Origin of the sequence: Moritella sp., from assembly GCF_033791185.1 — a bacterium.
In the GTDB taxonomy this organism is placed as follows: Bacteria; Pseudomonadota; Gammaproteobacteria; order Enterobacterales; family Moritellaceae; genus Moritella.
On record NZ_JASJHF010000168.1, the window covers coordinates 12,151 to 28,157 of the forward strand.

General features: G+C 42.0%; 12 protein-coding genes. 9 read left to right on the plus strand and 3 right to left on the minus strand.

Annotated elements, in window-relative coordinates:
* Positions 1–183: 183 nt before the first annotated feature.
* The 3 genes from QNK26_RS10140 to QNK26_RS10150 form a co-directional block, all read right to left on the minus strand.
* Positions 184–1,101 carry an acyltransferase gene (locus QNK26_RS10140; RefSeq protein ID WP_319222668.1) on the minus strand — a complete coding sequence of 306 codons (918 nt, stop codon included), beginning with the start codon at positions 1,099–1,101 and terminating at the stop codon, positions 184–186.
* Positions 1,094–1,996: an acyltransferase gene (locus QNK26_RS10145; RefSeq protein ID WP_319222669.1), complete on the minus strand. Its 903-nt coding sequence runs from the start codon at positions 1,994–1,996 to the stop codon at positions 1,094–1,096. The genes QNK26_RS10140 and QNK26_RS10145 overlap by 8 nt, the downstream gene beginning before the upstream one ends.
* Positions 1,997–2,069: 73 nt before the next feature.
* On the minus strand, positions 2,070–3,587 hold the full coding sequence (locus QNK26_RS10150; protein ID WP_319222670.1) for a YifB family Mg chelatase-like AAA ATPase: 1,518 nt from the start codon (positions 3,585–3,587) through the stop codon (positions 2,070–2,072).
* A 500-nt stretch (positions 3,588–4,087) separates the two neighbouring features.
* Here QNK26_RS10150 and ilvG point away from each other — a divergent pair, with 500 nt between their 5' ends.
* The 9 genes from ilvG (at position 4,088) to QNK26_RS10195 (ending at position 16,002) form a co-directional block, all read left to right on the plus strand.
* Entirely contained in the window at positions 4,088–5,743 is a 1,656-nt protein-coding gene (gene ilvG, locus QNK26_RS10155) for an acetolactate synthase 2 catalytic subunit (RefSeq protein ID WP_319222671.1), read from the plus strand.
* Positions 5,736–5,990, plus strand: a complete 255-nt coding sequence (gene ilvM / locus QNK26_RS10160; RefSeq protein ID WP_319222673.1) for an acetolactate synthase 2 small subunit — start codon at positions 5,736–5,738, stop codon at positions 5,988–5,990. Before ilvG ends, ilvM begins: the two co-directional genes overlap by 8 nt.
* Before the next feature lie 92 nt (positions 5,991–6,082).
* Positions 6,083–7,012 (plus strand): branched-chain amino acid transaminase, encoded by a 930-nt coding sequence (locus QNK26_RS10165; RefSeq protein ID WP_319222674.1) that lies wholly within the window; start codon positions 6,083–6,085, stop codon positions 7,010–7,012.
* 149 nt (positions 7,013–7,161) lie between these two features.
* The gene (ilvD, locus tag QNK26_RS10170; RefSeq protein WP_319222675.1) at positions 7,162–9,009 is read left to right on the plus strand and encodes a dihydroxy-acid dehydratase; all 1,848 of its coding nucleotides are present in this window, start codon (positions 7,162–7,164) and stop codon (positions 9,007–9,009) included.
* A 281-nt stretch (positions 9,010–9,290) separates the two neighbouring features.
* Positions 9,291–10,406: an alanine dehydrogenase gene (gene ald / locus QNK26_RS10175; RefSeq protein WP_319222676.1), complete on the plus strand. Its 1,116-nt coding sequence runs from the start codon at positions 9,291–9,293 to the stop codon at positions 10,404–10,406.
* 61 nt (positions 10,407–10,467) lie between these two features.
* Entirely contained in the window at positions 10,468–11,439 is a 972-nt protein-coding gene (locus QNK26_RS10180) for a glucosaminidase domain-containing protein (protein WP_319222677.1), read from the plus strand.
* A 500-nt stretch (positions 11,440–11,939) separates the two neighbouring features.
* Positions 11,940–13,217 (plus strand): dicarboxylate/amino acid:cation symporter, encoded by a 1,278-nt coding sequence (locus tag QNK26_RS10185; RefSeq protein ID WP_319222679.1) that lies wholly within the window; start codon positions 11,940–11,942, stop codon positions 13,215–13,217.
* Positions 13,218–13,406: 189 nt separating this feature from the next.
* Positions 13,407–14,972, plus strand: a complete 1,566-nt coding sequence (ilvA, locus tag QNK26_RS10190) for a threonine ammonia-lyase, biosynthetic (protein WP_319222680.1) — start codon at positions 13,407–13,409, stop codon at positions 14,970–14,972.
* Between the two features lie 187 nt (positions 14,973–15,159).
* Positions 15,160–16,002, plus strand: coding sequence for a 23S rRNA (adenine(2030)-N(6))-methyltransferase RlmJ (locus tag QNK26_RS10195; protein ID WP_319222681.1), 843 nt, complete (start codon positions 15,160–15,162; stop codon positions 16,000–16,002).
* The last annotated feature ends 5 nt before the right edge of the window (positions 16,003–16,007 follow it).

The following is a 16,007-nucleotide window of genomic DNA, read 5'->3' on the forward strand; positions in this document are numbered from 1 at the left end:
CATTAACAGTTATAGCATGTTACACCTTGTTTCGTTTAAGATTAAAGTAAAAGTGAGATCTTAATGTCGATTTAGAATCAACACTCTATTTATGGCAGTTTTTCCCGCTTTTTTTACCCCTAAAGCGTTATTTTGTTGTGTGTTTTTGATAATTAAAATGAAGTGGCCCACAAAATTATCATCTTAATATTGTGGGGGGTATCGTTGTGTTTGTTGATGCAATGTTGCAATTAGTCGATCTTTAGCTTGCCATAAATGCGTTACCCATTGTTGAAAGTGATGCTTAAAAGCGGCATCATTCTCATAATCACCTTGCAAATCTTCGGTGACTGCAATCACTTCAACCCGGATAACAATACGCTTTAATTTACCTTGTAATAGATCTTTAAAGGGTGACTCTGGGTTATCAGGATAAATAATCGTCACATTTAATATCTGCTCAAAGGTTGAGCCCATTGATGCTAATGACAGGGCAATTCCGCCTGATTTTGGTGGTAATAAATAACGATAAGGAGAATTGGTTTGCTGTTGCTTTTCTTCTGTGAAACGTGTGCCTTCGGCAAAATTAACAATGGTAGTTGGCGACAGTTTTGCTTTAGCGCATGCTTGGCGTGCACTTTCCATGTCTTTGCCTTTTAAATGAGGCTTTTTGGCCAGTATTTGTTTGCTGTAGCGTTTCATGAATGGCATCTCTAGTGCCCAACAGGCTGTACCAACAAAAGGTAGATATAAGATAGCTTGTTTTACGAAAAATTTCGGCAATGGGATTTTATTGGCAAATACAGAAAAGAGAATAACAATATCAGCCCAGCTGTGATGATTGGATATCAACAAATACCAATTATCTTTGCTTAAGTTATCGTTGATCTCAACATCCCATTCGGCCTTGTTAATCAGTTTGATCATCCAAGTATTGATACCAGCCCAGATGGCTAACAATATATCTGCGATTTTACGGGTAAATTTCTGGATTGGTGCAAAAGGTAAAATTAGCTTAATTAGACCAGTGAGGGTGATCAATGTTAATGAACAAATAATGTTAATCACGACTAATGATGTGCTTATAATCATTAAAATAAACGTGGGTAAAAAATTAATCATTTAATGATGCCTGCTTAAGTTGTTCTATCTCCGCATCTTTATTTACCCATAATGCATTGATCCATTGCTGGAAATTCGCCTGAAAGGCTTTGTCATTAGCGTAATCACCAATATAACTAGGATGAATATCCTGCGTTGTTATTTGCACTTGAATTTGATCGACTTGGCCACTGATAAACTGCCAAAAAGTTGGAATACCTTGCGGATAATGAATCGTCACGTTGACTAAGGTATCAAGTTGTCCACCCATTGCATCGAGTGCAAATGCGATACCGCCAGCTTTAGGTTTTAATAAATGTTTAAACGTTGAAGCCTGTTGACTATGTTTATCTTGAGTGAAACGGGTGCCTTCAACAAAATTCATCACACTGACTGGTTTGTGCTGGAATTTAGCACAAGCTTTTTTGGTGGTTTCAATATCTTTGCCACGCATGTGAGGATTCTTTTGCAAAAACTTTTTGCTATAGCGTTTCATAAATGGGAAATCTAATGCCCACCAAGCAAGGCCTAAAAAAGGTACCCAAATAAGTTCTTTTTTTAGAAAGAATTTTAGAAACGGGATTTGACCGTTAAGTACACGCTGCAACACTAAAATATCAACCCAAGATTGATGGTTAGAAATGACCATATACCATTTATTTAATGATAGGCCGGCAAGACCATCTATTTGTATATTTGGATTGCCAATTAAGCGTTGGGTAATCCCATTGACTGAGATCCAATTTGAGGCGCAACCATCAAGTAAATGATTAAGAGTCTTTTGCGTTATTTTGAATGGCGTGACGCTTTTTAACAGCGAAAGCACAACAATCGGGATTAACCAAAATATGGTATTCAAAAGATAACAGGTAAATGCAATGGCGCCTGCCACCTTTTGCGTGAATGTCGAGAGCATAATATGGCCTAGGTGTGATGAAGACCTGAATGATAAACTATCATCACGTTAAGCCAAACAAAAACTACCATTATTAAACATTAATTTGTTGTAACAAACGGTCCATGGCTCGGTATGAAAGTGCTTCAAGCAAATGGGATTTATTGATATCTATACAATTATTTAAATCGGCGATGGTACGGGCGACCTTAATTATTTTATGAAATGCCCGTGTTGATAAGCCCATTTTATCTATCGCTAATTCTAAGAACACCGCATCTTGATGCTGTAGTTGGCAGTGTAATTCAATTTCTTTGTTGCTGAGCGCATCATTTAATTTGTTACTGCGTTGGCGTTGTATTGCTTGGGCGGTACTGACTCTGAGTTTGATTTGTTCACTGTTTTCACCACGCTGACCTTGTTCAGTTAAGCTGCCTTTCGGTAATGCGGGTACTTCAATGGTGAGATCGAAGCGGTCTAAAAATGGCCCTGATAATTTACTCAAATATTTTGCCACTTGGTTGTTATTACCACCGAATTTATTATTGTCATAATAACCTGAAGGGGAAGGATTTAGCGCGCCGATTAATTGAAACCTAGCGGGGAAGTCGACTTGTTGATTGGCACGTGAAATACTAATTGTGCCTGATTCTAATGGTTCCCGTAATGAATCGAGCGCCTTGCGTTGATATTCAGGTAGCTCATCTAAAAATAGTACGCCGTTGTGCGCTAGGGTTATTTCTCCAGGTCGAGGATTGCGGCCGCCGCCGACTAATGCAACCGCAGAAGAAGTATGATGTGGGGTACGAAAAGGCCGGCGACACCAATCTTGAGCGACAAACTCGCCACCACTAATTGACTTTATCGCTGCACACTCTAATGCTTCTTGCTCGGTCATGTCGGGCTGGATCGTTGTTAACCGACTCGCTAACATAGTTTTCCCAGTCCCCGGTGGACCAAACAAGAGGAGGTTGTGATTGCCCGCTGCACTGATCTCTAAAGCGCGTTTGGCACTTTGCTGGCCAATAATATCTTGCATGTCTTGTTGGTTGTCTGCTGTGGTAACGGAGGTTGTGATTCGCTGCGCTGATTGCAATGTTTGCTGTTCATTTATATGTTCACAGACTTGAAGCAGGTTATCAGCGACAAAGCAATTGGCGTTGTCGATAAGCGCTGCTTCGTGGCCATTACCAAAGGGAATGATACTGCTGCGGTTGGCTTTTTTAGCGGCGATAATACTGGGTATCGTGCCACGGCAAGCACGTAATTTACCAGATAAGGATAACTCACCAATAAACTCTAGCTGTGGATGTTGGTTGCTACTGAGCTGTTGTGATGCAATTAAAATAGCGATAGCAATGGGCAGGTCATAGCGACTGCCTTCTTTGGGTAAGTCGGCTGGGCCCAAATTGACCGTTATTCGTTTTGCGGGCATAACAAAATTTGAATTCATTAAGGCGCTACGCACGCGATCTTTAGCTTCTTTTACCGATGTTTCGGGAAGTCCGACAATAGTAAAACCAGGTAAACCCTCGCTAATGTGCACCTCTATGGTGATTAATGGTGCGGTAATACCTAAAATGGCGCGGCTGTAGATCACGGCTAAATTCATTCATTATCCTTACTAAGTGGGTGGTCGTGTTTCTACCCTAGTGGAATAAATGACAAGCGCAGTTGAATTCGATGGATTATTTTAAAACCTTAAGCAAGACCAATTTGCCACAGTCTATTTTGTGATGTTCGTCATGTGTGAAGTTTTAAACTGCATATTGTTGATTTGTCGATATGTTGAATTATTCACACCTGTTTATTTGGTTGTTTGAGTTATTTTGTACTCGGTTATAAGGCTTGCTTAAATAAATTCACCATGCTAATAATGAATTATCAAAATGATTTAGAGTTGTTGGATTAGTTATATGTTTGGGTTTACTTCGCGTCTAATTATAGTAGTCAGCATTCTGGTGGTAATTATTAAATTACCAAACCGGGGACTTACTGCTAAGCGAAAATAAGCTTAATCCAGCAATAAGAAAACCTCGGTAAATAACCGGGGTTTTTTTTTGTCTGGCGTTTAATTATTTGCAAGAATGATGTTTAAAGGGATGTAGATTAATGAAAGCAACAGAATTTATTGTAAATGCTTTACGTAAACAGGGGGTAACCCAGGTATTTGGTTATCCTGGTGGCGCGATCATGCCGTTATATGATGCGTTATATGATGGTGGTGTTTCTCACTTGTTAGCTCGTCATGAACAAGGCGCAGTGATGGCGGCGTTAGGTTATGCGCGTGCTGGTGCCAGAGTCGGCGTATGCATTGCCACTTCGGGTCCGGGGGCGACCAATATCGTGACTGGCTTAGCTGAGGCAATGGCAGATTCTATTCCTGTCGTGGCTTTTACCGGTCAAGTACCGAGTGCCTTGATTGGCGTGGATACGTTCCAGGAAGTGGATATTCTGGGCATGACCTTATCGTGCACCAAACACAGCTTTTTGGTCGAAGATCAAAATGATTTAGACCGTATTATTACTGAAGCATTTACTATTGCAACGACGGGCCGCCCTGGCCCGGTATTAATTGATATCCCTAAAGACATCCAGCTTGCTGAAATGGCGGTGGAAACGGTTTCTGAATTACCGGCGTTACCGCCACTCGATGGTTTAGTTGAAGAGCAAGTTGCTGCTGCACGCGCATTATTACATGCGGCTAAGAAACCAGTTTTGTATGTTGGTGGTGGCGTTGGTATGGCGAATGCGGTACCTGAGCTACGTGAATTAGCTGCAGCATTAGATATCCCTATGGTCAGTACCTTAAAAGGTCTTGGCAGTGCGGATCCTGAACATCCTTATTATTTGGGTATGTTGGGGATGCATGGTTTGAAAGCGGCGAACTTAGCAGTACAAGAAAGTGATCTGTTGATTGCCGTTGGTGCACGCTTTGATGACCGGGTAACGGGTAAACTTGATGAGTTTGCCCCGCATGCCAAAGTTATCCATCTTGATATTGATGCTTGTGAACACAATAAACTACGTGTGGCTAATGTGGCGATCACTACAGATCTAAAACTTATTCTACCGGCATTAAAAATGACCTTGGACATTGCCCCGTGGCGTTTACATACCCTAGAGCTGAAAGTTGAAACCGCGTTTCGCTATGATCATCCAGGCATCGCAATTTATGCACCTTTATTACTTAAGCAATTATCTGCGAGCTTACCAGAAGATCATCTTGTGGCTTGCGATGTTGGTCAGCACCAAATGTGGACAGCACAACACATGACCTTTACCCAACCTGAAAACTTATTATCCAGTGCCGGTTTTGGCACTATGGGGTTTGGTCTACCTGCTGCAGTAGGTGCTGCGTTAGCACGTCCCGATGCGATGCCTATTGTGGTAACGGGTGATGGTTCTATCATGATGAATATCCAAGAGCTCGCCACTATTAATCGCGCAAAATTACCGGTCAAAATTGTGCTTATCGATAACCAACGTTTAGGCATGGTACGTCAATGGCAAACTTTGTTCTTTGACGGTCGTTTATCCCAAACAATTTTGGATGATAATCCTGATTTTGTGGCGCTGGCTGCGGCCTGTGGTATTCCCGGTGAAGCTATTATGGTTAAGGAGCAAGTGCAACCTGCCATCGATCGTATGCTGGCTAGTTCTGGTGCGTACTTCTTGCATGTGCAGATCTCAGAGCAAGAAAATGTGTGGCCATTGGTACCTCCAGGGGTAAATAACGGCGAGATGTTGGAGCAATATAATGATTGAAAAACAAGTACATGAAATGGTTATTGAAGCCAATAATACTGCCGAAGTTTTAGAGCGTATATTACGGGTTATTCGTCACCGTGGTTTTCGGATCAGTAGCCTGCATTCTGTAGAAATGAATGATTGCAATAATATTAAGATTACGGTTACAGTATCTAGTCAACGTCCGATAGATTTACTCTATAAACAACTAGATAAGTTGTTTGATGTGAGTCAGTTAGACTACCAAAAAATAAATACTCTATAATATTTTATTAAAAATGGCGGCTGACATTAGGTTGGCTGGCGTTAATTAACAACAAAATCAAGATTAAATTACAGCTAAAGGAAGCAGCAATTATGGCGAATACTGAACAGCAAGTTTGGTTTAATGGCAAGATGGTACCGGAGTCTCAAGCACAAGTGAGTGTCTTTACTCACGCTCTACATTATGGTTCATCTGTATTTGAAGGTATTCGTGCATATGATACGCCCAAGGGCCCGGCTATTTTCCGCCTACAAGAACACATCCAACGTTTATTTGATTCCGCTAAGATCTATGGCTGGACCATTCCTTATTCAAAGCAAGAAATAGAACAAGCCTGTAAAGATGCGGTATTAGCCAATGGCCTGACTAATGCTTATTTACGTCCTCTGGCTTATATTGGTAATGTTGGTCTTGGTTTAACACCAAAATCAACCGTGTGCGAAGCACTTGTTGCAGCGATGAATTGGGGCGCTTATCTGGGTGATGAAAGTTTAGAACAAGGGGTTGATGTTTGCGTTACTTCTTGGAACCGCCTTGCACCAAATACTATACCGACTGGCGCCAAAGCCGGTGGTAACTATTTATCATCACAATTAATCTCATCAGAAGCGAAACGTCATGGTTATGCCGAAGGTATTGCGCTGGATGTGAATGGCACTATTTCTGAAGGTGCGGGTGAGAATTTATTCTTCGTTAAGAATGGCGTTATCCACACCCCACCGACAACGGCATGTATCTTACCGGGTTTAACCCGTAATACCTTGATGGTATTAGCACGTGATTTTGGTTATGAAGTACGTGAAGAGCCGATTGCTCGTGAAGCCATGTATTTAGCCGACGAAATGTTCATGTGCGGTACAGCTGCAGAAGTTGTTCCAGTTCGTTCGGTTGATCGTATTGAAATTGGCACGGGCAAACGTGGTCCAATTACTGAACGCCTACAGAGTGCTTACTTTGCTTTGATTAAAGGTCAGAGTGAAGACAAATGGGGTTGGTTGGATTACGTTGCTGATCCAAGCTAAGCGTCATTATTAGATTATTGCTACTGTTTATTATTTATATAGGTAGGTGTTGTTTACCTACGCACGACCGAGAGTCGATTTAATTATTAAGGTGAGGCGCAGAGCCGCCTCCTTTATTTACTGTTTATTTTGTTTCATGGAGAGAACCTATGCCTAAACTGCGTTCTGCAACATCTACCCAAGGCCGTAATATGGCGGGTGCTCGTGCCTTATGGCGTGCTACTGGTACCCGAGAAGAAGATTTCGGTAAGCCTATTATTGCCATTGCCAATTCATTTACCCAATTTGTACCGGGTCACGTTCATCTAAAAGACATGGGCCAACTAGTTGCCGATGAAATTTTGAAAGCCGGCGGTATCGCCAAAGAATTTAATACCATTGCTATCGATGACGGTATCGCGATGGGTCATGACGGCATGCTCTATAGCTTACCTTCACGTGACTTAATTGCCGATTCTGTTGAATACATGGTGAATGCCCATTGCGCCGATGCATTAGTGTGTATTTCTAACTGTGACAAGATCACCCCTGGTATGTTGATGGCGGCACTGCGTCTTAATATTCCGGTTATCTTTATTTCCGGTGGTCCAATGGAAGCGGGTAAAACCAAACTTTCAGACCAACTGATTAAACTTGATCTTGTTGATGCCATGGTAATGGGCGCAGATAAAAATGTGTCAGATGAAGATGTCGAAAAAGTAGAGCGTAGCGCGTGTCCTACTTGTGGTTCATGTTCAGGCATGTTCACTGCAAACTCTATGAACTGTTTAACAGAAGCATTAGGTTTATCACAACCGGGTAATGGTTCATTAGTCGCAACCCATGCTGATCGTGAAGAATTATTCTTAAATGCGGGTCGTCGTATTGTTGATCTGTGTAAGCGTTATTATGAGCAAGATGATGAATCAGTATTACCGCGTAATATTGCTAATCGTGAAGCGTTTGAAAATGCCATGACCCTTGATATTGCCATGGGTGGTTCAACCAATACAGTATTACATTTAATTGCGGCAGCGATTGAAGGTGAAGTTGATTACAGCTTAACGGATATGGATGCGCTATCACGTAAAGTACCGCAGTTATGTAAAGTTGCACCGTCGACGCCGCTTTATCATATGGAAGATGTACATCGCGCCGGTGGTGTGATGGGTATTTTGGGCGAACTGAACCGTGCTGGTTTATTGCATACAGACAATATGACCGTAATGGGCATGACAATGGCTGAACAGCTCGCTAAGTTTGATATCGTGACGACTGAATCTGCAGCCGTGAAGAAAATGTACTCGGCAGGTCCTGCTGGTATCCGTACTACCAAGGCCTTTAGTCAAGATTGTCGCTGGGATTCATTGGATGATGATCGTGCTAACGGTTGTATTCGTTCAATCGAAAATGCGTACAGCCAAGAAGGTGGTCTTGCCGTATTAACAGGTAACATTGCTATTGATGGCGCGGTTGTTAAAACAGCGGGTGTTGCCGATGACAACTTATTGTTCCGTGGTACTGCACGGGTATTTGAAAGCCAAGATTCTGCGGTAAGTGCAATTCTAGCCAGTGAAATTAAAGCTGGTGACGTTGTTGTTATTCGTTATGAAGGCCCTAAAGGTGGTCCGGGTATGCAAGAAATGCTTTACCCAACCAGCTACCTGAAATCAATGGGACTAGGTAAAGAATGTGCATTAATTACTGATGGCCGTTTCTCGGGTGGTACGTCGGGTCTATCTATTGGCCATGCTTCACCAGAAGCGGCAAGCGGTGGCTTGATTGGTCTGGTTGAAGATGGCGATATTATTGATATCAACATTCCAGAGCGTTCAATGAACTTGGTTGTTGCTGATGATATTTTAGCGGAACGTCGTGCTGAAATGGAAAACCGTGGTGATCAAGCTTGGAAACCAGTGGAAATTCGTGAACGTAAAGTAACTCAAGCACTACGTATTTATGGTCACTTTGCCACAAGTGCTGATAAAGGCGCGGTACGTGATAGAAGCTTGATTTAATCTACCTCGTTAGTATTATCTGGCACTTCGCCATGATCTACATCAAGGGCTTTGCGGTAATCTACTATGATTACCGCAAAGCTATTTTTTTGAGGGCGATCTTGCTCACAGAAAAAATTATCCTCTGTTTAACATCGATTTAACAAATCTTATATAAAATTTCCTTGAAATTAGAATGATCTTTAGTGATTAATTCTGTAGTTCTGCGTCTATACTTCACCTATATATCGAGAAGCTTTTCTCAGCCAGTTAAATAAACCATAAATCGGAGTAAACAGCATATGATTATCGGCGTACCTAAAGAAATTAAAAACCATGAGTATCGCGTAGGTATGACTCCTGCAAGTGCACGTGAGCTTATTGCACATGGCCATACTGTTAATGTTGAAACATTTGCTGGTGCTGGTATTGGTTTTAGCGATAGCGATTATGAAGCTGTTGGCGCAACTATCCTAAACACAGCTGCTGAAATTTTCGCAATTGCAGACATGATTGTTAAAGTTAAAGAACCACAAGCTGTTGAACGTGCAATGTTACGTGAAGACCAAGTGTTATTCACTTACCTTCACCTTGCACCAGATCTTCCACAAACTGAAGACCTAATCAAGAGTAAAGCAATCTGTATCGCTTATGAAACAGTAACAGATGTAAACGGTGGTCTACCACTTCTTGCGCCTATGTCTGCTGTTGCTGGTCGTATGTCAATTCAAGCTGGTGCACAAGCATTAGAAAAATCACAAGGTGGTTGTGGTCTTCTTATGGGTGGCGTACCGGGTGTTGCTCCTGCAAACGTGGTTGTTATCGGCGGCGGTGTTGTTGGTATGAATGCAGCGAAAATGGCTGTTGGTATGGGCGCTAGCGTAACTATGTTAGACCGTAACCTTACAGTACTAGCTAACCTAGACAACCAGTTCGACGGTCGTCTAAAAGTTGTTTACTCTACGCATGATGCAATCGAAAAATATGTATTAGAAGCTGACCTAGTAATTGGTGCTGTACTAGTACCGGGTGCTGCAGCGCCTAAACTAGTTACAAAAGAGCTTATCTCACGCATGAAACCTGGTGCTGCTGTTGTTGACGTTGCGATTGACCAAGGTGGTTGTTTCGAAACTTCACATGCTACTACACACCAAGACCCTACTTACATCATTGATGACGTTGTTCACTACTGTGTTGCTAACATGCCTGGCGCTGTTGCGAAAACATCTACATTCGCATTAAACAATGCAACACTACCGTACATCATCAAACTTGCTAACCTAGGTTGGAAAGAAGCACTAATCCAAGATGAGCACCTGCTTAACGGTCTAAACGTTATCGCTGGTCACGTCACTGTTCAAGATGTTGCTGAAGCACATAACTTACCGTTCGTTGCACCAAAGAGCATGATTTTATAATCTAGCTTATTGCAATAACGTGTTAAATTAGCACCATTATTTATTAATGGTGCTTTTTTGTATGCAAAAGAAAATAACTGCGTTAATCCTTACAGCCGGGATCGGTCTATTTGGTCTCTATACTGTCCTTCAATTTGATAATACTGCTGACACAGAAAAGTCCGATGTGCCTGACTTTGCAGCTATCAGTGATGTTAATGCTAAAAAAACTGCCTTCTTTAATTATTTACAACCTGCGTTTGATGTTGTCACTGCCGAAGTCTTAGCTGAACGTGCATTACTGACTACTTGGCAGACTAAAGCCACCTTAACCACCGACGAGCAAGCTCAGCTGCAAGCGATGGCTGACATGTATAAAGTCACGGCTGATACTGATCAGCAAGTGATTACGACATTATTAGCTCAAGTCGATGTCATTCCAGAAGAACTGGTGTTTAGTCAATCCGCTAATGAAACGGGTTGGGGGACGTCTCGTTTTGCTAAAGAGGGTCATAACTTCTTCGGCCAATGGTGCTTTAGCAAAGGTTGTGGCATCGTGCCGAACCAACGTGATCAAGGCGCTGACCATGAAGTGGCGAGTTTTGATTCGATAGAAGCCTCTGTGCGATCGTACTTCCGTAACATTAACCGTAATCAAAGTTATTTACCGCTACGTGACATTCGTAGCGAGCTGCGTATTAATGATGAAAGTATTAATGCCTGTGCGCTTGCGGCGGGATTAATTAACTATTCAGAAAGAAAAGAAGCCTATATCACGGAGATCCGCGCGATGATCCGTCATAACCGTAAATTTTGGCGTGATAATGAAAATACCGACTATCGTTTATGCGCAGCACCAAAACCCATCGTGACAGAAATTGTGCCGGAGGAATCGATTGAACTTCCAGAGACAATGACGTTAACACCTGACTCTACAACAATTGAAACTGCAAATAGTGCTTTAACAATAGTTGAGTCTGACAAGGTGACTGATGTTGTGGAAAATGAGCCAGTAGCAACAGAAGAACCATTAAAAAAGGCTGCAGCAGAATAATTACCTAGTTTGCTTTTCGGCGTTCAGAGCCCTCCTGAGCGCCTTCTCTTATCTTACCTCTTCCTGAATAGTTTAGCTAAATTCGATTTATTGGTTCGTATTGGTAACTTAGGTTAAATTTACGCTACAAATCACTACATTTGTTAAAAGTAGCGTTGCTATTAGATTTTAATTATTATCGATTTAATGCCTACTTTTGAGTATATAAGGCTTTTTAGTGGTTTAAGCTCGGTAAAATTGCTGTTTCACGATTTAAAGCCCCTTTTATTGATGATTGCTCGGATGTTGCACACTGGTAAAAGTTGTAAATGGCTTGGATGTGTGACCAACCTCTATATTCCAACTGCCAGATGATTGAACTGCTTCCCTTCGTCAATGGAGTTGTAATACTCTCCACTCAGCAAATCTTGCAGTGCAAAGAATTGTAAAATTATAAAAAAATATATATAAGCAAATAAACACACACACACTACTATGATAATTGAAAGGCTGAGTTTGTTATGGATAAATCACTAAGTTCGAAAATATTTATATCCCTGTTTGTGGGCTTGCTACTGGGTACCATCGTTCAGTATGGCTTTGGTGCAGGATCGTTCCTTGACACATACTTTGTCGGTGCAGCAACTGCAGTCGGTACTATGTTTGTATCACTCATTAAATTGATGGTTGTACCATTAGTTTTCATCTCTATTGTATGTGGTGTATGTGAACTAAAAGACATTAAAAGTTTCGGTCGCCTAGGTGGCAAAACTTTCTTCCTTTACCTCGCTAATACAGCAATCGCAATCACAGTAGCACTTATTGTGGCAATGATTGTGCAACCAGGTGTTGGCGCTAACCTTGCTGAATTAGGTGGTACCGCGGTACAGCTAGCAACAACTGAAACACCTGATATCGGTCAACTCATCGTAAACATCGTACCAAGCAACCCAGTACAAGCATTTGCTTCTGGTGACATGTTACAAATCATCTTCATGGCAATCATCACAGGTCTCGCGATTCAAGCATTAGACACAAAAGGTGGTCCAGCGATCAATGCATTCCAAATCGCTAATGACATCATGATGAAACTTGTTAGCCTAATCATGAGCTTTGCCCCGTTTGGTGTATTCGCGTTAATGATTCAATTAGGTGCAACACTTGATGGTGCTACACTGGCTTCAGTGGCAAGTTATGTTGGTCTCGTTGTAACCTTACTTGTTGTTTGGATTCTAGTTGTATACCCGCTAGCAGTATGGGCAACTACCGGTATCCGCCCAGCTACGTTCCGTCGTCAGATCCGTGAGCAGTTCCTATTCTCACTATCGACAGCGAGCTCAAACGCAACTATCCCAGTAACTATGCGTACCCTAACTGAGAAAATCGGTGTATCGAAAACAGTTGCTGGTTTTGGTGTGCCACTTGGCGCAACAATGAACATGTCTGGTGTTTCTATCTACATCTCTATTGCAACCGTATTTGCTGCAAACGCATACGGCACGCCAATCCAAGTGACTGACTTGTTCACTATGGGTCTAACCATCTTACTACTATCTGTTGGTGCAGGTGGTGTACCTGGTGGCGGTATCGTAATGATCGGTGTGTTACTAACACAAATGGGTCTGCCTGTTGAAGCACTAGCAATCATTGCAGCGGTTGACCGTATCAATGACATGTTCTGTACCTCTGCTAACGTTATCGGTGACACTGCGGTTAACACTATCGTGGCTAAATCTGAAGGCGAGCTAAACATTAATGTTGCTAATGCAGAACCTCAAGGTGAAGTTGAAACAGCTTAATAACTAGAAAGTAATACCAGAGAGGGAGCTTAATGCTCCCTTTTTTATTTCCTGCTAAAAGTTATCCAGTGTTAGCTCTTTTTATCTGTTTCGATTGTTGTTATAACTAGGTAATAGTACTAAGTATTAAAACTAGATAATAGCGTTAACGATGGCATGCCAAAGCGTTAACTTGTCAGTTAAATTTCAATGGATGATAAAGTGACAAATAACGAACCCCAACAAGACCACTCGCTACTTACAGCAAGTGAATACTTATGTAAGATCTTATTATCACCAGTTTATGAAGCTGCCGTGGTTACCCCGTTACAGCCATTAACTAAATTGTCTGAACGTCTGGGGAATACTATTTTACTTAAACGTGAAGATCGCCAACCAGTACATTCGTTTAAATTACGCGGCGCGTTTAATAAGTTAGTACAATTAACAGAAGCACAAAAATTACGTGGTGTCGTTGCGGCGTCTGCCGGTAACCATGCCCAAGGCGTCGCGATGTCTGCTAAGAAGTTAGGTATTAAAGCCACTATTGTTATGCCTGTCATTACCCCTGAGATTAAAGTCAGTGCAGTACGCGGATTTGGTGCAGAAGTATGCCTGCACGGTGATAGTTTTGATGAAGCCTCTAACTATGCTAAAAAATTATCAGCGGAACAAGGTTATACGCTGATACCACCATTTGATGATCCGGATGTTATCGCGGGACAAGGGACTATCGCGCGAGAACTGCTCGAACAAAACGCCCATTTAGACTATATCTTTGTGCCTGTTGGCGGCGGCGGTCTGGCGGCGGGTATCGCTGTTTATATCAAACAACTAAAACCCTCTATTAAAGTGATTGGCGTCGAGCCTCGAGATTCTGCCTGTTTACGTGCTGCACTGGATGCTGGTGAACCGGTTACTCTAGACCGTGTTGGGATTTTCGCTGATGGCGTGGCGGTAAAACGGATTGGTACTGAAACCTTCCGTTTGTGTCATGAATTTATTGATGACGTGATCACGGTGAGCAGTGATGAAATTTGCGCCTCGTTAAAAGATATTTTTGAAGATACCCGTGCCATTGCTGAACCATCAGGTGCATTAGCGTTAGCTGGATTAAAAAAATATACTGAATTGAAAGATTTGCGTGATAAGAACATGACGGCGATATTAAGTGGTGCCAATGTTAATTTCCACTCATTACGCTACGTATCTGAGCGCAGTGAGTATGGCGAGAAAAAAGAAGCGGTATTGGCGGTGACAATCCCAGAACGTCCGGGGGCATTCTTAAAATTCTGTGAGTTAATTGGCAATCGTGCGGTGACCGAATTTAACTACCGTTATTCTAATCGCGCATCGGCAAATATTTTTGTTGGTTTACGCACCCCACAAGGCACTCCTGAGCTAGACACTGTGATCAAACTGCTTGAAGATGCTGAATATCCAGTGGTTGATTTGTCTGAAGATGAAATGGCCAAGCAGCATGTGCGTTATATGGTGGGGGGGCGTCCAGCGGAAGCCTTGCAAGAACGCTTATTTAGCTTTGAGTTTCCAGAGCATCCGGGCGCATTGCAGAAATTTTTGCTAACCCTGGGGATGAACTGGAATATTACCTTGTTCCATTACCGTAATCATGGCGCTGCGTATGGCCGAGTATTAACTGGTTTTGAATTGCCAGACGGTGAAGTAAAAGCTTTTTCAGCGTATTTAGTAAAATTAGGTTATCAATATAAAGACGAAACCGATAATCCAGCGTACAAATTCTTTTTGGCGCACTAACACTGCTGCGATAATTTACCGTTAGCAGTCATTGTTAACTATCTTGCGTTAATAGCCGAGCACTGAGAATGAATTGATTCTCAGTGGTTCTTTTCGATTCTCATCGGCATCGCAGATCACTACCTTGATTTATGAAACAGTGATACCCTTAGCGCATAAATCTCTCTCTTTTTATATTGGAAATATTATGCTGAGCTACCGTCACAGCTTTCATGCTGGCAACTTTGCAGATGTACTTAAACACGCTGTTGAAGTACTGATCTTAGAATCGTTAAAACAAAAGGATACGCCTTTTATTTATCACGATACCCATTCTGCCGCGGGTCGTTATAGCTTATCGAGTGCAAACGCTGAAAAAACAGCGGAATACGTTGATGGTATCGCGCGTATTTGGCAACAAGGTGAAGTACCTGCGCCATTAATCCCTTATTTAAATGTGATTAAACAATTAAATAAAACCTCGAAATTAAAGCATTATCCGGGTTCACCGTTAGTTGCACGATTATTGTTACGTGAACAAGACCGTATGCAAATGACAGAACTGCATCCTGCCGATGTGAAATTGTTAGAGCAAGAATTTGCTGGTGATCGTCAAGCACGTGTACACAAAAAAGATGCTTATGAAGGGCTGAAAGCCTTGCTACCAGGGCGTAATAAACGTGGTCTAGTGCTGCTGGATCCATCATATGAAATTAAATCAGAGTACCGCCAGGTTGTACAAGAGATAGCAGAAACTTACCGTCGTTTTGCTACGGGTACGTATGCGTTATGGTATCCAGTTATCGAACGTCGCACAATTGATCGTTTGATGCGTGACTTTGTCGGTACTGGCATTAAAAAAATTCTCGTGATCGAATTATGCGTTAAAGGCGATACTGGCGAACGTGGTATGACAGGTACTGGTATGGTAGTGATTAACCCACCGTGGAAATTGGTATCACAAATGGAAGAATTGCTGCCTTGGTTAACAAAAGAATTAGCGCAAGATAAAGACGCATCTTTCCGTTTAGAATGGTTAGTACCTGAATAAACTTT